This window comes from Solidesulfovibrio carbinoliphilus subsp. oakridgensis (assembly GCF_000177215.2).
Taxonomy (GTDB): Bacteria; Desulfobacterota; Desulfovibrionia; order Desulfovibrionales; family Desulfovibrionaceae; genus Solidesulfovibrio; species Solidesulfovibrio carbinoliphilus.
In genome coordinates this window covers 4,012,857-4,033,270 of record NZ_CM001368.1, presented here as the reverse complement: position 1 = coordinate 4,033,270, position 20,414 = coordinate 4,012,857, and the positions used below count along the sequence as shown (strand labels likewise).

Below are 20,414 nucleotides of genomic sequence, written 5' to 3'. Positions count from 1 at the left end.
TCACTTGGCGGGCTTGGACTTTGGCTTGGGCTTCGGCTTGGGCTTTTTTTTCGGCTTGGGCTTTTTGACCGGCAGCTTGCCTTCCTCGGCCAGCTTGAAGAGCTTGCGCTTTTTCGAATCAAAGGTCATGGCCGTCTTGATGGCGGCCAGGGCCATGGCCGAGATCGTCAGGATAATGACCAGCCCCTTTTGCAGCTGCCACTTCTGCTGCTCCATCATGTCCGCCACCCAGCCCTGGCCCGAACGCTGGAACACGTAGACGAAGACCGGCACCAGGACGAGCGACAGGCCAAGGCCGACCACTTCCATCCACAGGAAGTTGCGGCCAAGGAGCATGCAGAAAAAGGTCGAGTCCCGCACGATGCGAAGGGTGATGAGCCGGGTGCGCAACGTCCGGATCCGCTCGTCCACCTCGGGCAAAAACACCCGGCTCTTGTGGAAATTTTCCGCCTCGGCCATGGACGAGGTCCGCATCCAGTTGAGCTTGGTGGCGCAGTAGTTGAAATCCTTGTTGAATTCCCGAAGGAGCGTGGGAAAGGGAAACCAGGCCGCCTCCCGCTGCACGCTTTTGAGATCCTCGAACTGCCGGGCCTGCTCCTGCTGCATGACCTTGATCTCGGAATCGATCTTCTTGCGGACCGCCTCCTCGATGTCCCCGACCCCGGCCTCCAGGCGCTTGAAGGCCACGAAGTTGCCGACCTGGCCGAGCGTGACCAGCGCCTTGACCCGGTCCTCGGATTCGACCAGATACGGCTCGCCCTCCAGAAAACGGGCGCGCAGGGACTCGGACAAGGCGCCGAGGGCGGTAAGTCTCGCGTTGGCCTCCTCCCGCGACTGCTTCCAGATCCGCCACAGGGAGGACAGGATGTGCAGCCTCCCCCGCTCCAGCTCCGGGTCCACCATCACCCGGTTGAACATGGTCGGGTCCCCGGCCAGAAGCTGGCCGAAAAGCTGGAGCCCCTGGTCCGTGAATCCCATCTTCACCAGGCAAACGCCCTGGCGGTAGACCGGCTCGGTCCATTTGGGACACTCCCGCAGGGCCTCCCGGAACAGGGCGATGGCCTTGTGGAACTCCCCCTGCACCTCCAGGGCCCGGGCCTGGAGGAACAGGAAATAGCCGCGCTGCAGGGCCGTGTAGCAAAGCCGCCCCGACTCCTGCCAATAATAGACCGCCTTGGTCCAGTCGTCGGCCTCCATGGACGCGAACCCCTGGACGGACTTCGGCTGGTAGGCCCGGGGGTATTTGGCCAGGGCCTGGGCGAGCTGGGCCTCGTAGTTCTGGTCGTTGCGCTCGCGAAGGGCGGCGAGCGCCTCCCAGAAATAGTCGCCCTCCCGGGGCCCCAGCTGCTCGAACCCGGCCGGCAGGTCCTTGCCCCGGCTGCGCCAGACCATCTCCAGGGTGCGGGTCTGAAACGGCAGGTCGATCTCGAAGATGGCCTGCAGGAGCAGATCCATCTCCTCCTTGCCGCCGAGCCGGCGCGTCATCTCGGCCACCGGATCGGCGGCCAGGGCGGCATCCAGGCTCTGGGACAGGCCCTCCAGGCGGCCGATGTCCAGCCGGCCGAACCGCTCCCAGACCTCGGGCCGGGGCCCGGCCAGGACCTTGGACGGACACTGGCGGGCCGGGTGGTTGTTGAGGCCGCAGTAGAAGCAGAGCCGGGCGTCCCCGCCGGACAGGTTGGACGGCAAGGGCACGGCCAGAACGCCCTGGGGCTCGGCCTCCTCGGCCGCGTCGACCAGGCTCACGTTGCACCAGTCCTCGACGGTCAGCCCCCGGGACAGGGTCCGGGCCTCGTGGATGACGAATTCGTCGCCAAGGAGGAAGGCCGAGCGGTAGTTCATGTGGGGGAAGTCCGGGGTCAGCTTGTCCCAGTCGAGCCCGATCCGCCGGGGCAGGTCCTTGCCGCAGGTCCGGCCCTTGGACGGGACCGCGGCCATGACGCTTGGCCAGTAGTGGCCGGCGTCCCCTTCCTCCTTGAGGCGCACGATGCGGGCCACGGTGTCCCGGCACCAGGATCGGAAAAGGCGCAGCCCGGGCACCTCGAAGATGAGAAACCCCTCGTGGCGCAAAAACTTGAGGCCGAGCCGGTCCACGATGTCCAAAAGCTCCACCGCGATGTTGCGCCACCCCTCGGCCGTGTCCCGGGCCAGCGGATCGCCAAGCGGCCGCAGCACGCACAGCCAGCCGAGCCCGGACTCGTAGGACAGGCCGTGGTCGGCCTCGAAATGCTCGAAGGCCACCCGGGCCAGGCCGGAGGCCGGCTTGGCCGGGGTGCAGGAGAGCCCGGGAATGAGCGCGATCTGGTTTTTGAGGTTGGGGTGGATGAGGATGTCCAGGGAATCGGACGGGTTCACGTGCTGGCGGGAGAGCTCCACGGACATGGACAGGGACAGCTCGAACTTCGGGCTTATGAGCATCGTGGCCGGGAAGACCTCGATGAAGACCGGCATGGCATTGACCCGGCCCCAGACATGGATGCGCCCCAGGGCCCGCAAGCCCTCGTCGCCGAAGAAAAACCACAAGGCCTGGCCCGTGGCCTCGGCCATGCGGAATCCGCCGTAATCGCGCAGCATGGCCTCGAAGGCGGTGTCGAGCTGGCCGTCCCAGGCCACCCAGACGCCGATGCCGGCATGGACCATGCGGGTGGAGCCGACCGTCGGCAGGCGGTCCAGGAGATTGGTGATGTAAAGCGTGGACAACGGGGCGATTCTCCCTTACTTGGCGGCCATGGACATCTCAAAAACCATTGCAGCGCTCAAGGCCGAGCCGGGCTTTCTCGAAAAGGTCGGCATGGTGCTCGTGCACAACGGCGTGGCCCGGGCCACGTCGCGCCAAGGCAGCCCCGTGGCCTCCCTGGAGGTCCGGGTGAACCAGGACCTGGTCGAGGCCATCCGCCGTGAGGGCGAGGCCATGCCCGGCATGTTCCGGGTGCTGGTCGAGGCCAGGGCCGGGACGTTCGCCCCGGGCGACGACCTGCTTTTCATCGTGGCCGCCGGCGACATCCGGGAAAACGTCCTGGCCGGGCTCACCCACACGCTGACCCGCATCAAGGCCGAAGCCATCACCAAGAAAGAAGTCGCGCCCTAGGCGGCTCCTTCGGCTTTCCGGCCTCATAAGGCGGCCGCCGCCTCGGCCAGGGCCAGCACGCGACCGGCCTCTTCCGGCCTGTCGCGCTTCAAGCACCCCGTGGCGTAGATCCGGGCCTTGCGGCCCAGCTCTTTTCGAATGCAATCCCTATGCCATGGGGACAGGTCGGGCCGCGTGAGCAACCGGGCCATGGACCGGATGCGGTAGAGGTCCTGGCCCAGGTGGATGGCCGAAAGCTGGTCCGGCCGGCCGCCGTGGCGCACGGCCAGATATTCGTCCAAAAGGCCGATCGGGTGGCACAGCAAGGTCCGCAGCCACAGGTCGTAATCCTCGCAGGCCGGCAGGGTCTCGTCGAAACCGCCCATCTCCTCCCAATAGGCCCGCACGCCCATGCTCGTGGACGGGCTGACCACGCACCGCACCAGCGCCTGCTCGAAAAAAAAGCCGTCCGGCTTGCGGTTTGCGGCCGTGGGATTGACCCGCCGGCCGTTGCGCATCCAGATTTCCTGGGTCTGGCTGACAGAGAGCTTCCGCTCCCGCATGAAGGCCAGTTGCCGCTCGATCTTGGCCGGCAGCCACTCGTCGTCGGAATCGAGCAGGGCCACATACGCCCCCCGGGCCGCCCCAAGGCCGGTGTTGCGGGCCGCCGACACGCCGCGCCCGGCCGCGTGGGACAGGACCCGAAGCCTCGGGTCGCCCAGGGCCGAGAGGCGCGCCACCGTGTCGTCCACCGACCCGTCGTCGACCACCAGCACCTCCAGGGCCGCGTGGGTCTGGGCCAGGACCGAAGCCACGGCCCGGACCACCAGCGCCGCCCGGTCGCGGGTGGGAACGACCACGGACACCAGGACGTCGCGCCCCGGTTCCCCGCGTCCTCTCCCGTCCCCTTTCGGTGATGCGCCGCCCACGGGCCGCGCCGCCTCTCGCTGCATCGTTTGGACTCTACAGGCCCGGCCCCGGCCTGCCAAGGCCATCCCCCTTTCCTCCCCTCCCCGATCCGGGCATACTGCCGCCGTCCCGATCCTCTATCCGCCGGAGCCTTCCCATGCCGCCCATCCATGACGATCCCGTGCGCGCCTACCGCCGGCCGCTGGTCCCCCGGCCGGGCGAGACCGCCTTCCAGGTGGTGGTGGCCCAGACCGACCTTTGGATCGTGGCCGACCGCCGCCTGGCCCGGGAAATCGCGGACTTCGTTTCAGGCCTGCGCGCCGGGCTCATGACCTACATCCTGCTCAATCCGGAATTTCGCGCGAGCCTCGTGCCCGTGGCCGTGCCGGACGACGCGCCCGCCATCGCCCGGGACATGGCCGAGGCGGCCACCCGCTTCGGCGTGGGGCCCATGGCCGCCGTGGCCGGGGCCGTGTCCCAGGCCGTGTCCGACCGGTTCGCCCCGCTTTCCCCCAACCTGCTGGTCGAAAACGGCGGCGACGTTTTCCTGCGCTCCACCGTCGGGCGGACCGTGGCCCTGCTCGCCAAACCCGTGGAAGGCGCCCGCCTGGCCCTGCACTTTGGGCCGGACAGGCTGCCTGCCGCCGTGTGCGCCTCCTCGGCCAAGGTCGGGCACTCGCTCAGCCTCGGGCAGGCCGACATGGTGACCGTGGTCGCGGACCGGGGAGCCGTGGCCGACGCCGCGGCCACGGCCCTTGGCAACCTGCTCGTGTCCCGGGCGGACCTCGAAGGCGTGCTGGCCGCCGCCCGGGGCATGGCCCGGGACGGCGTGCGCGGCGCGTTCGTCCAAATCGGCGAGATGGTCGGCCTGGTCGGCGACCTGGAACTGGTGGCGATCGAAGGGGAGGACGAAGCCTGAGCGGGAGGCCTTGGGCCTGTCCGGACGGACAGGCCGGATTGCCGCGGGGACCCCGGCGGCACGGACGGCGGGCGCGGCCCTTGGCCCAGCCCCGGCCGGGGGCGACGCCCCCGCCCCCGGCCGGGGCTGGACTATTTCAGCGAGCCGATCTTGCCGAACTTGCTGGATTCGGCCCGGTAAAAGACGTTCTCGATCACCTTGTCGTTGCCGACATCCTTGTAATCGATGCGCACGGGCGAACCGTCCTCCTTCACTTTGCGAAAGAAGTCGGCGATGTTTTTGAACTTGTCCGAGCGCAGGCCCGGGTCCACCACGAAAAACCCCTGGCTGGTGACGATGGTCAGGACATTTTTCGTCTCCTGCACTTCTTCGACCAGGGCGGTGGTTTTCTTGTACTTGACCGCCAGGCTGTCTTCGGTGACGAAATCCATCACGTAATAGGCGGCTACGATAAAAAGCAGAAAGGAAAGGACCAGGAGCACCTTTCCCTTGTTGACGGCGAAATCGCCGATGGCCTGCCGCAGTCGCGAAATCTTGGTCAAATCACTCATAGCGCCTCGTTGCGTCGGCGGTTCTCTGTGCGTCGCCGGCCCGCTCATCGCCAAGGGCTATACCACTGTTGGCCTGGGGAAAAAAGAGAAGAATCAGGGACGGCCCCGAAGGCCTGGGCCGTTCCCTGGCGCCGGATGCGCACCATGCCGGGAATCCGGCCTGATTTTTCGACCTTAGGGCTCGATTTTCGTGCCAAGCAGCCCCAGAAACTTGCGGATCCATTCCGGATGGGCCGGCCAGGCCGGTCCGGTCACCAGATTGCCGCTGACCACCGCGTTGGTGAAGGTGGCGTTGGGGCCGACGTAGGTGCCCCCGGCCCGCTCGATGTCCGGCTGCACGGCCGGGTAGGCCATGCACTGGCAGCCGGCCACCACGTCGGCCGCGACCAGCACCTGCTGGCCGTGGCACACGGCGGCGATGGGCTTTTTAGCCCCGGCGAAGTGCTTGACGATCTCGATGACCCGGGGGTTGAGCCGGATGTATTCCGGGGCCCGGCCGCCCGGGATGACCAGGGCGTCGTAAGCGGCCGGGTCCACGGCCGCGAAGTCGGCATTGAGCGTAAAATTGTGGCCCGGCTTTTCGCTGTAGGTCTGGTCGCCCTCGAAATCGTGGACCGCCGTGCGGACATGGTCCCCGGCCTTCTTGTCCGGGCACACGGCATGGACCTCGTGGCCGACCATGAGCAGCATCTGGAACGGGACCATGACCTCATAGTCCTCGACGTAATCGCCGACCAGCATCAGGATCTTCTTGACCGCCATACGTTCCTCCTTGGCTGACTGTACGGACTGGCCGCCGCCCCCTGGCGGCGGCCAAAACGCGGCGTCCGGGACAACCGGACCGGCCGCCTGCCTAGCTACTTGGCGCAGTTGCAGCGGTAGAACTTGCGGTTGCAAAACTCCCGGCAGGCGGCGTGGGCCGCCTTGACCTTGGCGCCGCACGGGCTGGACACCGAGGCCAGAAGCGACTCTTCCCGGTCCTTGCAGGCGGCATAGCAACCGTTCATGTCTTCATAGTAGTCCGTGACCACGGCCTGGTAGACGTCGCAGACCCTGGCCGCGCAGGCCGGATCGGCCCCGGCGGCGGCCTGCCGGCAGGAAGCCTCGAATTCCTGGGGCGTGATGATGGGCTGGACCTTGGCGCAACCGACGGCGGCGAGGCAGCAGACGAGCAGGGCGAGCGGAATGTATCGTGGCACGTGGTCTCCTCCCCGCGATAAGGACGGGATTTTCTAGGGGTTCCCGATTCTCGTACCCCCAAGCGCCGGCCCTGACAAGCGGCCTTGCGCATCCCGGCCGGCGGCTCTACCATCCCGCCCCAGCCAAGGAGACCGACGGGGCAACAACCGCATGGGCCACCACGCCGAGATCGCGCCATGAAGCGGGGCATCCCGCCGCTTTTGCCCTGGCAGCCGTGCCTGCTGGCCTACGCCGCCGGCATCCTGGCCGTGGCCTACGCCGTGCCGGCCGCCTGCGCCTTGCTCCTGCTCCTCCTCTTCCCGCGCCCGGCCCCGGGCCGGCCTTCCCTCGCCTGCCTCGTGCTCGCCTTCGGTCTCGGCTGCGGCGCGGGCGCTCTCGCCCTGCCGGCCGTGCCCCGGGACGTGCCGGCCTGGATCGCGGCCGGCGGCCCGGTCGCCCTCTCCGCAACCGTGGCCTCGGTCGACCCCCGGCCCGAGGGCCGCCTGTCCGTGACCCTGACCCGGGTCGCCGTGGCCGCCGAGGGCCGCGACACAGTCCCTCTTCCCGGCGACCTGGCCCTGACCATCGACCGGCCGGCCTTCCGGCCCATTCCCGGCGACGTCCTCTCCGTCACCACCCGGGTGCGGCCGACCAGCGGCTTTTTGAATCCCGGCACCGCCGACTTCGCCTTTTCCCGCCGCCTGGACGGGGTCTTTTACCGGGCCTTCGCCCGGGGCGACCGAGGACAGGTGGCCCTGGCCACGGCCAGCGGCGACGCCTTGGCCCGCCGGCGCGAGGCCCTGCGCCAGAGGATGGCCTCGGCCCTGGCCCCGCCTCCGGAGGCCGACGCCGCCACCCGGGCCGGCCGGGCCATGGTGGTGGCCCTGGCCTTCGGCGACCTGTCGGATTTTTCCCCGGCCGACCTGGACCGCATCCGCCGGGCCTCGCTCTCCCACACCCTGGCCCTCTCCGGCATGAACATCTCCTACGTGGCCGCCATGGGCCTGGCCCTGGCCTGGCTGGCCGGCCGGCTGCGGCCCACCCTTTTCCTGCGCCTGCCCCGGCCCTATCTGGCCCTGGTCCTGACAGCACCCCTGGTCGTCGGCTACTGCTGGCTCGGCGGCTATTCTCCCTCCCTCTACCGGGCGGCCTTCATGTTCGCCGGCGGCGGCCTGCTGCTCCTTCTCGGCCGCCACACCACCCTTTTCGACGGCCTGTTTCTGGCCCTGGCCGCCATGCTCGCGGCCATGCCGCTGGCCGCCTTCGACGCCCGGCTCCAGCTTTCGGCCCTGGCCGTGGCCGGCATCGGCCTTTTCTGGCCGCCCTTTGCCGCCTTCTGCGCCCGGTCCACCCTCAAAAGACCGTGGCGTTGGGTCGTTCTCGGCGGGCTCGGCATCCTCTGGACGAGCCTTTGCGCCGAGGCGGCCGTCATGCCGGTCATCTGCCGCCTGTTCGGCGACCTGAACTTCAATCCCTGGCTGAACGCCCCCTGGCTGCCGCTCCTCGGCCTGCTGGTCACGCCCCTGGCCCTGGTCGGGCTGGCCCTGCTGCCGGTCCCCTTTCTGGCCGGCTGCGGCACCGCCCTGCTCCTCGCCGCCGCCTGGTGCTGCGAAGGGCTCATGCGCTGCCTCGCCTTTCTGGAGGCCAACCACCTGCTCCTGACCCGGGCCGTTCTGCGGCCGTCCTGGCCGGAGATGCTCGGCTGCTTTGGCCTCCTCGCCGGCCTGGCCGTCACCCTGTCCGGCCGCCGGCGTCCCCTGGCCGCGCTCCTGGCGAGCCTCGCCCTCCTCACCGGCCCGACCGTCTGGCGCGCCGTGGAGGACGCCCGGGAGCAGGTCGTGCTCACCGTCCTCGACGTCGGCCAGGGCCAGGCCGTGGCCGTGACCCTTCCCGGCGGCCGACGGCTCCTGGTCGACGCCGGCGGGCTTTTCGGCAATTTCGACGTGGGCCGGGCCGTGGTCGGCGCGTTTCTGACCGACGGCCGGCCGCCGCGCCTTTCCCTGGCCCTGGCCAGCCATCCGCACGCCGACCACGTCAAAGGCTTTCTCTCCCTCCTCGACCGCTTCGCCGTCGGCCGCTTCCTCGACAACGGCGGCGCGCCCGAAGGAGCGCTCGCCGCGCCCATGGCCGCCGTCCTGGCCGGCCGCGGCATCCCCCACGGGAGCCTGGCCGCCGGCGACCGTCTGGACCTCGGCCACGGCCTGGCCCTGGCTGTGCTTCACCCCGGACCGCACGACGACCTGTCCGGCAACAACGGCTCCCTCATCCTGCGCCTGACCTGGAACGGCCGGGGGCTGGCCGTCATCCCCGGCGACGCCGAACGGCCCGTCCTTCGCCGGCTGGCCGTCGCCGACCCCGACCTCGCCGCCGACGTCCTGGTTCTGCCCCACCACGGGTCCGCAACCGGCCTGGCCAAGCGCTTCCACACCGCTGTTGCGCCCAAAATCGCCATCGCCAGCTGCGGCGACGGCGGCCGCTACCCCTCGCCCAAGGTCGTCGCGAGCCTGGCCCGCCTCGGCTGCGCCACCTACGCGACGAATGGGAACGGTGCGGTGACTGTGCGCTTCGCCGGCCCGGAAGCGGGGCCGGTGGTGGAAGTGATGACGGAGGAAGACAAAGGCATGTCTCCGGCGGCCGGGGGGGATCATCCCCCCCGGACCCCCTGAACGGGGCGTGCGGGAGGTGGGGAAGCAACGTCGGGCGGCGGTGCATCGACGTCTGTTGGCGGAATTGGGCCGGCGACACTGGCTGCAAAGCCAGCCAGCACGCCGGCCCAATTCCGCCAACAGGGTGCGCCAGCGGCGAAGCGCCGCAAGGGGAAGAAAAATCCCGTCCACCCCTTGAGGAGTTTTTAGGGGAAGGAGGGGGTCCGGGGGAGGGAACCCCCTTTTTACAAAAAGGGGGTTCCCTCCCCCGGTTCACATCAGGGCCGGCAGACGGGCTTGCCGGCGTCGCGGGGCGTGCCGGTCTTGAGGTCCAGGGCCATGGGCATGATGGCGGTCTGGCCGGCGGGGCAGAATTTCTGGGCGGCGTGCGGGCCCAGGAGTTCGCTGTAACGGAGTGTCCCCTTGTCCAGGGAAGAGCCGGGCACGACCGTGGCGTCAAGCGTTTGCTTTTGCGTGGCTAGGTTGACGGCCATGAGCCCGTGGATGGCATCGGCCGGGCCGTTCCGGACAAAGAGCGTATCGCCGGAGAGGCCTGCGAAGGAAAAATCGCCGCCGTTGAGGATTTCGAAAAGCGGCCGGCCTTCCAGGTTTTCGCACACAGCGTCCTTGGAATCGCCCGGGGCGTGGGCCAAAACGCGCAGGGTGTGGCCGTCGGAATAGGAGGCCAGGGTTTCGAGCACCGCATACCGGTCGTAGAGGTAGCAGGTCTTGTCGTGGTAGGCGTGGATTTGCCCCGCGTCGGCTCCGGGCAGGCCGAAACGCTGGCCTTGCTCGATGGTGGTCGAACCGTATTCGGCCGTCATGGGTCTGATGTCCGAGACGGCCAGGATGCGGTAGTTCTTGCCCTGGCGGGTGAAGGAATCCCGGATCTCGCCCTGGACCTGGACCTGGATGTTTACGACCTCGCCCATGATGGAGCCGGGATCGAAGGGAAGATAGACCGCGTCCGGTTCCTCGGCGTTGTTGAACACAATGCCCCCTTCCGGGGTCTGGTGGAACATGCCGTACAGCGTCACCTTCCTGGGGTCCTGCTCGGACGCGGCCAGGGCCGGATCGCCTGTCGCGGCGCAGGCAAGAACGCAAAGCGCCAGAATCGGGAAGAGCAAGCGGTGCATGGAGCCTCCTTGGCGGGGATGCCTTGGGGTAACAGACCCTTTTCTTTTTGCAAACGCCCTCCCTGGGCCGGTCGTTGTTGAAAAAAAACCGGGCACGGGTATTACTGGCGGCAAGGGAGGGCGGCATGAACGAAACGCACCCCGGCACCCGCCGCGAAACCGGCAAAAACTGGCTCATCGCGGCGCTGGCCCTGATCGCGCTGCTGGAACTGGTCCTGCTCATCCGCCGCCCGGCGGCACCGCCCGCCCCGCCGGCCCCAGATGGCCGGGAAGCGGCCGCCCCGGCCGCCGACGCCGTGCGCGTGGCCGGCATGGCCATGGACCCGGAGCGCGGCCGCTATCTCCTCCTCGCCTTTGACCGGCCCGTGGCCGGGGCCAGGGACGGCGCCTCCCCGGCCGGAGACCCGGCCGCCATCGAACCGCCGACCCCGGGCCGCTGGACCTGGGTGTCGCCCTACATGCTGCGTTTCGAGCCCAAGGACGGCTTTGCCCAGGCCACCACCTATTCCGTCAGGCTTTTGCCCCAGGGCTTTCTGCCCCCGTCCCAGACCCTGGCCGGCCAGGACGTCTGGCAGGCCTCCTACGGCTCCTTCGAGGTGGCCCGCCTGACCGCCCACCTGGAACCGGCCCCGGAAGGCGGGGCCATGGTCGTGGTCCGGGGCGAGGCGGCGTTCAACCGGAACGTGGACCCCAAGGCCCTGGCCGACCACATCGCCCTGGTCGATCCCCGCGATCCCGGCAAGACCGTGGCCGTCTCCCTGACCACCTCCTATGCCACGAAAAAGATAGGTTTCGTGTCCGATCCGGTGGAGAAGACGCCCCAGCAACGCGACGTCAAGGTCGTGATCACCCCGGGCGTCAAGCCGGAAAAGGGCGACATCACCCTTGCGCGCGAGGCTGTGGCCGTCATTCCGGTGGTCCTCGACCCGCACCTGCGCCTGCGCGAAGTGAAAGCCGCTTCCGAAGAAGGCGCGTCCACCGTCCGCCTCACCCTGTCCACGCCCGTGGAGGCCAACGACGCCACGGCCGACCATCTGAAAATCGAGCCCGAGGTGGAGGGCAACCTGTCCGCCGACGGCGGCGACCTGGTGGTCAGCGGCCCGTTCGAGCCCGGCCGCGAGTACGCCGTCACCCTGGAAAAGGGGCTGGCCGCGGCCGACGGCGCGGTCCTCGGCGAGACCGTCAGCCGCACCGTGCGCATCCCGGACCTGGAGCCGAGCGTGGACTTCAAGGACCAGGGCATGTTCCTGTCCAAAAACGGCTACAAGAACCTGGCCGTCAAAAGCATCAACACCAACGCCGCCGAGCTCAGCATCGACCGGGTCTACTACAACAACCTCTTCCCGCTCTTTTCCATGGACTACTCGGCCTTTGACGACGAGGCCAGCGGCTCGGGCGTCAATTCGAGTCTCGGCGACCGCATCTACCACGACCGGATTCCCCTGCGCTACAAGAGCAACAGCGCGGTGGTGACGCCGGTCAACCTGGAAAAATACATTGAGGGCCAGGAACCGGGCCTCTACCGGGTGGCCCTGACCGTGCCCGGCAAGTTCGAGGGCTTCCAGCGGTTCGTGCTCGTGACCGACATCGGCATCGTGGCCAAGCACGGGGTGGACGACTTCCTGGTCTGGACCGCCTCCTACTCGAGCCTCGCGCCCCTGGCCGGGGCAAGCGTGCGCATCCTGTCCTACCAGAACCAGGAGTTGGCCGCAGGCAGCACCGACGCCCAGGGACTCTTCCGGGCCAAAATCAGCCCGGCCATCATGTCCGACAAGCGGCCCTACCTCATCGTGGTCCAAAAGGGTGCGGACACGAGCTTTCTCCTCTACGACCGGTTCCGCGTGGATACGACCGGCCTCGACGTGGCCGGCGCGGTCATGCCGGCCACGGGCTACACCGCCTTCGTCTACGGCGAGCGCGACATCTACCGGCCCGGCGAGACGTTGGAGGGGCTGGCCGTGGTCCGCGACGCCCGGCTCGGCCTGCCGCCGTCCATGCCCGTGACCATCCGGCTGTCCGATCCCCGGGGCAGGAAGCTCGGCGAGCAGGCCGTGGTGACCGGGGCCGAAGGCATGGTCAGCCTGCGCCAGACGCTCCCTACCCAGTCCCTGACCGGGGCCTATGTCATCGAAATCGTGGCCGGCGAAACCGTCATCGGCCAGTACCGGTTTCAGGTGGAGGAGTTCGTGCCGGACCGCGTGAGCGTGTCCGTATCCTCCGAGACGGCTGCGGCCGGGCCGGGCGAGGCCCTGCCCTTTGCCGTGTCCGGCCGCTACCTCTTCGGGGCCCCGGGTTCGGGCCTGCCGGTCGAGGTCCGGGCCCGGCTCATAAAAGCCCCGTTCGCGCCCAAGGGCTTCGAGGACTACACCTTCGGGGACCCGGAAAAAAGTTTCGAGGACACCGAGATCCTTGAGGAGACCGGGGCCCTGGACGCCGACGGCAAGGCCGCCTTCGAGGCCGCCCTGCCGGGCGACCTGGCTCCGCCGGCGGCGCTTGAAGCCGTGTTCACGGCCCGGGTCCGCGAGGGCGGCGGCCGGGGGGTGACGGGCCTGGCCCGGACGCCGGTCCACGTCTACGCCGCCTACCCGGGGTTAAAGCGCTTAAAAAGCGAGGCCGCGACCCCGGGCAAGCCCCTGCGCTTCGATTTCGTGGTCGTTGCCCCGGACGGGACGCTGGCCGAGGGCGACGCAGAACTGACAGCGACCCTCTACCGGGACACCTGGCAGACGGTCCTGCGAAAGGGCCCGGACGGGTCGTACAAGTACGAGTCCGTGCGCGACCCCAAGACCGTGGACACCCGGCCCGTGGCCGCCAAGGGCGGCAGGGGCTCGGTCACCTTCACCCCGCCGTCCTTCGGCAGCTACCGGCTGGTCCTGTCCGACGCATCCGGGGCGGCCAGCCAGCTCGAATTCTACGCCGGCGGCTTCGGCTATTCGCCCTGGGCCGTGGAGAATCCCGGCCGGCTGGAACTCAAGCCCGACAAGGCCGACTACGTTTCCGGCGAGACCGCGACCTTCCAGGTCCGGGCCCCCTTTGCCGGCAAGCTGCTCGTGACCGTGGAGGGCTCCGGCGTCCACGACGTCCAGGTCGTGAATCTCCCCGGCAACACCGGCCAGATCTCGGTGCCGGTCAAGCCCGAATACATGCCCGGCGTCTACGTGACCGCGACCCTGGTGCGAAAGGCGGCCGACGTGGTGGCCGACGCCCCGTCCCGGGCCTACGGGGCCGTGCCCATCCCGGTGGACCAGGCCTCGGGCCGGCTGCCGCTTTCCCTCTCCGCCCCGGCCGAGATGCGGCCTGGCGGCAAGCTCACGGCCGAGGTGTCCGCCCCGGCCGGCGCAATCGTCACGGTCGCGGCCGTGGACGAGGGCATCCTCCAGCTCATCGCCCAGAAGACCCCGGACCCGTTCGCCTTTTTCTACGCCAAGCGCCAGCTCCAGGTGGAGACCTTCGACACCTTCTCGCTCCTTCTGCCCGAGGTCCCGCCCGTCATGGGCAAGGCGCTGGCCGGCGGCGGCGACTCCCTGGAAGACCTGTCCAACTTCGTGCGCTCCCAGAGCCCGGCCATAAAAACCGTGGCCTACTGGTCCGGACCGGTGACCGTCGGCCCGGACGGCAAGGCCCGGGTCTCCTTCGACATCCCGGAATTCCAGGGGCAGGTGCGCCTCATGGCCGCCGCCGTCTCGGGCCGGCGGTTCGCCGCGGCCGAGGCCCGGACCCTGGTCAAGAGCCCGCTGGTCCTGCTTCCCTCCTTCCCCCGGTTCCTGTCCTTTGGCGACGCGGCCAAAATTCCGGTCACCGTGCGAAACGACACCGGCAAGGACGGCACCTTTGCCGTCAGCCTGACGGCCACCGGCCCGGTCAAGGTGGAGGACCCGACCCGCACGGTGGCCCTTGCCAAGGGCGCGGCCGCGACGGTGGAATTTCCGGTCGTGGCGGGAAACGCCGAGGGCGTGGCCGTATTCGCGGTGGCCGTATCCGGCGGCGGGGAATCCTCGTCCGATGGGGCCCGGCTGCCGGTGCGCTCGCCGCTGCCGGCCCGGACCTCGGTCCGGTCCGGGGCCCTCGAAGCCGCGAGTCTCACCGTGCCGGACCTGGCCTCGGGCGAATTTCTGCCCGGCACGGCCCGGCGCGACGTGACCGTCGGCCGTTTTCCGCTCATCCGCTTCACCGGCAACCTCCGGTCGCTCCTCGGCTATCCCTACGGCTGCATCGAGCAGACCGTGTCCAAGGCCTTCCCGCTCCTCTACTTCGCGGATCTGGCCCGGGCCCTGGACCCGGCCGCCTTCGAGGCCCTCTCGCCCCAGGCCATGGTCCAGTCGGCCATCCGGCGCGTCACCGGCATGCAGCTCTATAACGGCGGCTTTTCCATGTGGCCCGGCGGCGAGGAGCCGCAGGCCTGGATGAGCCTCTACGCCACCCACTTCCTGATCGAGGCCAAACAGGCCGGCTTCCCGGTGGACCCCTCGCTCTTGTCCCAGGCCCTGGCCTTTGCCGGCGAGACCGGCCGGGGGGCGGACCTGGCCAAACCCGAGGGCCTGAACCTGGCCGCCTACGCCCTCTTCGTCCAGGCCCGGGCCGGCCGGGCCGACATCGGAGCCATGGACAACCTGCGCGACAGCCAGGCCAAAAAGCTCCCGCCCGAGGCGCGGGGGCTGCTCGGCGCGGCCTACGCGGCCGTGGGCAACACCCGGGCGGCGGACATCCTCGTTTCCGGCCCGGTGCCGCCGGCCGAACCGCGCAAGGAAACCGGCGGCAACCTCGATTCCACCCTGCGCAACAAGGCCCTGTTCCTTTCGGCCCTGCTCGACGCCGCCCCGGCCGACCCGAGGCTCGGCAGCCTGGCCGCCGAGGTCGGTCGGCTCCTGGAAGGCGAGGCCTACCCGTCCACCCAGGAAAACGCCTTCGCGCTCCTGGCCCTTGGCAAGTTCTACGCCCGGCAGCAGGCCAAAAAGCCCTTCTCGGGCCTCGTTTCCGCCGGCTCGGGCGTCCTGTCGGACTTCACGAGCGGGAAGGTCCTGACCCTTCGCGGCATCGACCAGGAGGGGGACCTCAAAATCAGCCTGGACCAGGGTTTCGAGCCCGGGGCCTGCTTCTATTCCGTGCGCACCCGGGGCATACCCACGCCCGCGGCCTACACCCCCCAGGCGGCCGGGATCGAAATCGCCCGGACCTACCTGACCCGCGACGGCCAGCCCCTGGACCTCAATGCCGTGCCCCAGGGGGCCCTGGCCGTGGTCAAGTTCTCGGTCCGGGCCGCCGCCGGCCCGGTGGCCAACGTGGTGCTCGAAAACCTGCTGCCCGCCGGGCTCGAGATCGAGAACCCGCGCCTGGCCACCACCGAGCGCCTGCCCTGGATGGAGCCGGAAGCGGAGGCCGGGGACGGGCCGAAAGCCGAGCCGGCCGCGCTTGACCTGCGCGACGACCGGGTGCTGCTCTTCACCGACCTGCCCGACGCCAAGTGGCACACGTTTTACGCCCTGGTGCGGGCCGTGACCCCGGGGGTCTTCACCCTGCCCCCGGCCCAGGCCGAAGCCATGTACGCCCCGGAACTGCGGGCCTCGGGCGACATGTCCCGGCTGACCGTGACCAACAACAGCCAATAAAAAGGGTTATGGAAAAATTCACCAAGCTCGTCAGCACCTGCGTGCGAAACGGCATCACCGACCTGCACATCCGCACGGGCCAGCCCGTGGCCGTGCGCAAGACCGGACACCTGCACTTCCAGCGGGAGATCGTGTTCGACACCGCCGAAATGGACGCCCTGCTCAAGTACGTGACCACCGAACGCCAGCGCCGGCTCCTGGCCGAGCGGTGGTCGGTCGACTTCTCGACCTGCTCGAGCGACGCCCAAATGCGCCTGAACGCCTTCTACACCGCCGACGGCCTGGGCCTGGCCGTCCGGTTTCTGCCCTCGGTGGTGCCGGACTTCGAGGCCTTAAACCTCCATCCGTCCCTGCGCGAACTCTGTTCGCTCCACCACGGCTTGATCCTCATCTGCGGCCCGACCGGCAACGGCAAGTCCACCACCATCGCGGCCATGATCCGGGAGATCAACCAGACCCGCTCGGCCCACGTCATCACTCTGGAAGATCCCATTGAATACCGCTTCACTTCGGAAAAGGCGCTCATGGACCAGCGGGAGCTCGGGGCCCATTTTCCGAGCTTCGAGCAGGGCCTGCAGGACGTGTTGCGCGAGGACGCGGACGTCATCATGGTCGGCGAGCTGCGCGACCCCGAGACCATGCGCCTGACGATCAACGCGGCCGAGGCCGGGCATCTGGTCATCGCCACCCTGCACGCCGGCACGCCCGAGGAGGCGCTTTTGCGCCTTTGCAACGCCTTTGGCGAGGGCTCCCAGGATTTCGCCCGGGCGCAGATCGCCTCGAGCCTCGGGGCCGTGGTGGTGCAGCACATGGAGATCCTGGCGCGGGTGGGCTTTCGCGCCCCGGTCCTGTCCATCGTCCGGTCGACCGTGTCGGTCAAAAACATCATCCGGGAAAACCGCTTCAACCAGCTCGAAAGCATCCAGCAGGCCGGACGCGGCGAGGGCATGTTTACCTTCGAACGCTACCGCGAGGATTTCCTGGACCAGAAGACCAACCTCGTGCCGCCGACCGTGGCCTTCCGGCCGAACGCCGCGGCCGCGGCGCCGGTCCGGCCCGTGGAAGCGCCGCAACCCCCGCCGCCTTGCGATCCCAAGCTGCCGCCATCGGCCAGTATCCCGGTCACCCCGCCTGTGGGCCAGACGGCCGCTCCCCGGTTCCAGGAGCGGGACGGGGCAGGCCCCTACCGTATCGACGACGAGACGCCCCTCGAGGAGCTCGTGGCCCAGATGCGAAAGACCATGGTTTAGCCGGCTTTTCCTTGTCCGGGTCCTGGTCCGGCCGCCCGCCGGGCCGCCTCCCCCAGAAATGCCGCCGCCCGGCCGGTCACGGCCGGGTGGTAGAGCATGGCCACGTGGGAGACCGGGGGCGTCGCTTCCTCGCGCCAGCCCGGCCGGCCGAGGGCGAGTCCCTCCAGCGGAATGACCATGTTGTCCACGGGCGAGGCCAGGGACAACAGCGCCGCCCCGGGCGGATCGGGCAAGGCGGCCAGGGCGGCGAAGAGCGGCGCGCCGGGCACGAGCCCCCGGCCGAGCCGCCCCACGGCCAGGGCCGCCAGTTCGCTGCCCCGGTGCGGCGCGCCCAGGGTGACCAGGGCCAGGGTTCGTGGCCCGATGTCCGGCTCGGCCGCCAGACGCCGGGCAAAAAGGCCGCCCAGGCTGTGGCCCAGGAAGAGGAGCGGCCCGTCCGGCGGCAGGTCGCGGCGCAGCCGGGCCAGAAGGTCCTGGGCCACGGTTTCGAACTCCGCGCCAAACGAGGAATAGGCCAGGCACAGGACATGGGGCAGGCCGGCCCGGCCCAGGGCCGGGCGCAGGGCCAGGAAGGCGGCGGCGTTGTGGTAGAGGCCGTGGAGACACACGACCGTCGGCCGGCCCGGTCCGGCCGGCGGCCCGTGCCGGCCGACCAGGCGCCCCAGGGGATAGGTCAGGACCAGGGTCGCCTGGCTGGCCAGGCCGGTGGCCACGCCGAGGGCCAGGCAGACGGCCGGCCGGTCCCGGCAGGCCCGCAGGAACTCCGGCGGCCGTCGGCGCCCCAGGGACCGGACAAAGAAGCCGTAGGTCAGCCCGGCCACCATAAGGGCCTCCAGAACCACCAGGAACGCAATCGCCGTCAGGACCGCCATGGCTCCCTCCCCTCGGCACCGGGTTCATGCTCCTTCCATACTGCCGGAATCATGAAAAAAAGTCGATAATTGCAAACTTTTCGAAAAAACCTGTTGACGGTTGGGGGGGAGATGCGTAGATACCGTGTCTCGCCGGGCGGGCGGGTAGCTCAGCTGGGAGAGCATCGGCCTTACAAGCCGAGGGTCACAGGTTCGAGCCCTGTTCCGCCTACCAGAGAAAATGCGGGGTCGTAGTTAAGCTGGTTATAACGCCGGCCTGTCACGTCGGAGGGCGAGGGTTCGAGTCCCTTCGGCCCCGCCAGATTCCAAAAGGATTCCTAATCCTTACAACCCCCCGGAGGTCACCGCCTTCGGGGGGTTCATTTTTGGTACGCTTTTGGTACGCTTTTGCCCTCCAGAGAGGCATTCGAGGTAGGGCCTCACCGTCTCCATTCGGCGCACATACCGCTCGGTTGTGGACAGTTTTTTGTGACGCAAGATGCCCTGGATGACGACCATGGGTACGTCGGCCCGGGCCAGGATCGAGGCCGTCAGGTGGCGGATGGCATGGCATCCGAACGGCTTGACCTTCACCTCTCGGCAAAGCTCCTGCGGGAACCCCCGGTTCTCGGTATAGGGCTTCCCGTCGTGGCGTCCCACCGTCTGCGTGAACACCCATTCATTCCTGGCGACCTGCCGGTGGGCCAGCAGCACGTCATAGAGTTCGCCCACCATGGGCACCCATTCTTCCTCCATGCTCCCGTCCTGGCGCTTTCTGGTGGTCAACCGGACTTGGCTTCGGGAGAAGTCCACGTCGGCCCAGGTGAGCCGGTAGACCTCGCCCTTGCGGGCCGCCAGATACAGCATGGAAAGGAGCAGCACCCTGTCCTGGCCGGTCGCGGCATCGGCCACCGTCCAGAAGTCGGCTTCCGTTGGGACGTATCGCGGCTCCCGGGCCTCCGGGAACTTGCGCACCAGCTTGAACGGGTTGATGGCCGGGAACCCTTCCAGGTAGTCGGCGCCCCAGGCCCAGGCCGCCGCAAGGTTTTTGCGATCCTTGTTGGCCGCATAGCCGCTTCGGCCTTGGAATTGCGCCTGGAGGAAGGTAAGCGCCTGCTTCCGGTCAAAGGCCCCCGCCTGCGTCTCGTGGCTCACAGAAGCAAACAGCCGGCGGAAGACGTTGGCCTTGTCGTTGGTGGTCTTGGATGCGTACCTGACGCAATAAGCCAGGTATTCAGTTGCCCATCCGAGGAGTGAGACAGAACGGGTCACGGTCGGCTGGGGCTGGTCGTGGTTCAACTCCCAATCCTGTGCCTCTTTTTTGGTCGAGAACTGGCGTTGGATCGTTTTCTCCCCGATCCTGGCCTGCCCACGCCAAACCGTCTTGCCCCGTCTTTTCAGTTTGTAAGGCATGGTACTTCCTCACCATCTCTGCAACTAAGTTTTCAAAGAACAGGACACGTCGGCCGATTTTCACCCCGCCGTACCGCTCGGGGTAACGTTCGGCGGTCGTGGTGGCAACCTCGAAAAGGTCCGCCACTTCCTGCTCCGTGAGCTTTCGTCCAAGGTTGCCTACCTGCATCCCCTACTCCTCCCTCAAATTCCCGGCCGGCACGGACACCATCAAATACCCCTCGCACCATGCCCGCCCCCTGGTCTGCACCGTCCAGCTTGCCCACGACTGGCGGTCCTGGGCTGGGCAGAGGTTGCGCCAACAGGACGCGCAAAGCTGGGCGTCTGAGCCGGGGCATTTTGTTATGTCGGTGCTAGGCATTCTCCACCTCCTCCTTGATCCCCTGGCACCTTATCGCGCTGTACCGTAGCGGGGCCGAGTCGGGGTGATCGTCGGCGTGGGCCAGGATGGGGGCCAGCGCCCGTTGCAGCCGGCAGACCTGTGCCCGCAATTCCTCGATCCGATCCTGGTCCGCCTCGAACCGGCGATACATGGCCGCCAGTTTCTGCGAGTCGTCCATAAGGATGTTGTGCGGGGCCGGGCAATCCGCGCCGCACCCGCACGAACTGCCGCAGTATTCGCATCGCGTGATTCCATTGCCGGCATCAGGCATGGCGCACCTCCTGGATCTCGCCGCGCCCCTGATGGACTCCGGGATCGACCCCCGCAGCCCTCAGGGCATCCTCGGCAGCTTCAACCGCCCTGGCTGCACGATCGGCGGCTTCTTCGGCCGTTTCCTCGAAGGCTTCCCTAAAACCTTCTGCGTCGACGTGAGCGGCCCAAGAGACTGCCCATGCGGCGTACAGGGCTTTCGTGACGGCATTCTCTGCGGCCTGGGCAAGGGGTGA

General features: G+C 68.5%; 15 protein-coding genes and 2 tRNA genes. 8 read left to right on the top strand and 9 right to left on the bottom strand.

Features of this window, described 5'->3' with window-relative positions; genetic code table 11:
* On the bottom strand, nucleotides 1-2,700 hold the full coding sequence (locus tag DFW101_RS17805; RefSeq protein WP_009182910.1) for a tetratricopeptide repeat protein: 2,700 nt from the start codon (nucleotides 2,698-2,700) through the stop codon (nucleotides 1-3).
* 28 nt (nucleotides 2,701-2,728) lie between these two features.
* Here DFW101_RS17805 and DFW101_RS17800 point away from each other — a divergent pair, with 28 nt between their 5' ends.
* The gene (locus DFW101_RS17800) at nucleotides 2,729-3,088 is read left to right on the top strand and encodes a molybdenum cofactor biosynthesis protein MoaE (protein ID WP_009182909.1); all 360 of its coding nucleotides are present in this window, start codon (nucleotides 2,729-2,731) and stop codon (nucleotides 3,086-3,088) included.
* Between the two features lie 23 nt (nucleotides 3,089-3,111).
* Here the strand turns inward: DFW101_RS17800 and DFW101_RS17795 are convergent, their stop codons facing one another.
* Nucleotides 3,112-4,062: a glycosyltransferase family 2 protein gene (locus DFW101_RS17795; RefSeq protein ID WP_009182908.1), complete on the bottom strand. Its 951-nt coding sequence runs from the start codon at nucleotides 4,060-4,062 to the stop codon at nucleotides 3,112-3,114.
* 71 nt (nucleotides 4,063-4,133) lie between these two features.
* On the opposite strand from DFW101_RS17795, the gene DFW101_RS17790 reads away from it, so the two are divergent.
* Entirely contained in the window at nucleotides 4,134-4,895 is a 762-nt protein-coding gene (locus DFW101_RS17790) for a UPF0280 family protein (protein ID WP_009182907.1), read from the top strand.
* A gap of 131 nt (nucleotides 4,896-5,026) precedes the next feature.
* On the opposite strand, the gene DFW101_RS17785 is transcribed toward DFW101_RS17790, so the two are convergent.
* The 3 genes from DFW101_RS17785 to DFW101_RS17775 all read right to left on the bottom strand — a co-directional run bounded on the left by DFW101_RS17785 (nucleotide 5,027) and on the right by DFW101_RS17775 (nucleotide 6,645).
* Entirely contained in the window at nucleotides 5,027-5,446 is a 420-nt protein-coding gene (locus DFW101_RS17785; protein ID WP_009182906.1) for a hypothetical protein, read from the bottom strand.
* 174 nt (nucleotides 5,447-5,620) lie between these two features.
* A complete protein-coding gene (locus tag DFW101_RS17780; protein WP_009182905.1) occupies nucleotides 5,621-6,208 on the bottom strand; it encodes a DJ-1/PfpI family protein in 588 nt (195 codons plus the stop codon).
* Between the two features lie 95 nt (nucleotides 6,209-6,303).
* Complete coding sequence (locus tag DFW101_RS17775; protein ID WP_009182904.1) at nucleotides 6,304-6,645, bottom strand: hypothetical protein; 342 nt, start codon at nucleotides 6,643-6,645, stop codon at nucleotides 6,304-6,306.
* A 177-nt stretch (nucleotides 6,646-6,822) separates the two neighbouring features.
* Here DFW101_RS17775 and DFW101_RS17770 point away from each other — a divergent pair, with 177 nt between their 5' ends.
* A complete protein-coding gene (locus tag DFW101_RS17770) occupies nucleotides 6,823-9,291 on the top strand; it encodes a ComEC/Rec2 family competence protein (RefSeq protein WP_009182903.1) in 2,469 nt (822 codons plus the stop codon).
* Nucleotides 9,292-9,548: 257 nt separating this feature from the next.
* Here the strand turns inward: DFW101_RS17770 and DFW101_RS17765 are convergent, their stop codons facing one another.
* On the bottom strand, nucleotides 9,549-10,406 hold the full coding sequence (locus DFW101_RS17765; RefSeq protein WP_009182902.1) for a hypothetical protein: 858 nt from the start codon (nucleotides 10,404-10,406) through the stop codon (nucleotides 9,549-9,551).
* Nucleotides 10,407-10,531: 125 nt separating this feature from the next.
* On the opposite strand from DFW101_RS17765, the gene DFW101_RS17760 reads away from it, so the two are divergent.
* Both DFW101_RS17760 and DFW101_RS17755 read left to right on the top strand, forming a co-directional pair.
* Complete coding sequence (locus DFW101_RS17760; RefSeq protein ID WP_009182901.1) at nucleotides 10,532-16,012, top strand: alpha-2-macroglobulin; 5,481 nt, start codon at nucleotides 10,532-10,534, stop codon at nucleotides 16,010-16,012.
* Between the two features lie 8 nt (nucleotides 16,013-16,020).
* Nucleotides 16,021-17,262, top strand: coding sequence for a type IV pilus twitching motility protein PilT (locus DFW101_RS17755; protein WP_009182900.1), 1,242 nt, complete (start codon nucleotides 16,021-16,023; stop codon nucleotides 17,260-17,262).
* Here DFW101_RS17755 and DFW101_RS17750 read toward each other — a convergent pair.
* A complete protein-coding gene (locus tag DFW101_RS17750) occupies nucleotides 17,259-18,134 on the bottom strand; it encodes an esterase/lipase family protein (protein WP_009182899.1) in 876 nt (291 codons plus the stop codon). The two genes, DFW101_RS17755 and DFW101_RS17750, sit on opposite strands and share 4 nt — an antisense overlap.
* Before the next feature lie 138 nt (nucleotides 18,135-18,272).
* Between DFW101_RS17750 and DFW101_RS17745 the strand changes: the two genes are divergently transcribed.
* Nucleotides 18,273-18,348: transfer RNA gene (locus tag DFW101_RS17745), tRNA-Val, on the top strand.
* Nucleotides 18,349-18,358: 10 nt separating this feature from the next.
* Nucleotides 18,359-18,435, top strand: a tRNA-Asp gene (locus DFW101_RS17740).
* A 23-nt stretch (nucleotides 18,436-18,458) separates the two neighbouring features.
* Here the strand turns inward: DFW101_RS17740 and DFW101_RS17735 are convergent.
* Nucleotides 18,459-19,526 (bottom strand): tyrosine-type recombinase/integrase, encoded by a 1,068-nt coding sequence (locus tag DFW101_RS17735; protein ID WP_009182898.1) that lies wholly within the window; start codon nucleotides 19,524-19,526, stop codon nucleotides 18,459-18,461.
* 353 nt (nucleotides 19,527-19,879) lie between these two features.
* Nucleotides 19,880-20,179: a hypothetical protein gene (locus DFW101_RS17725; protein WP_009182897.1), complete on the bottom strand. Its 300-nt coding sequence runs from the start codon at nucleotides 20,177-20,179 to the stop codon at nucleotides 19,880-19,882.
* On the opposite strand from DFW101_RS17725, the gene DFW101_RS17720 reads away from it, so the two are divergent.
* Entirely contained in the window at nucleotides 20,178-20,414 is a 237-nt protein-coding gene (locus DFW101_RS17720; RefSeq protein WP_043643050.1) for a hypothetical protein, read from the top strand. The genes DFW101_RS17725 and DFW101_RS17720 overlap by 2 nt on opposite strands.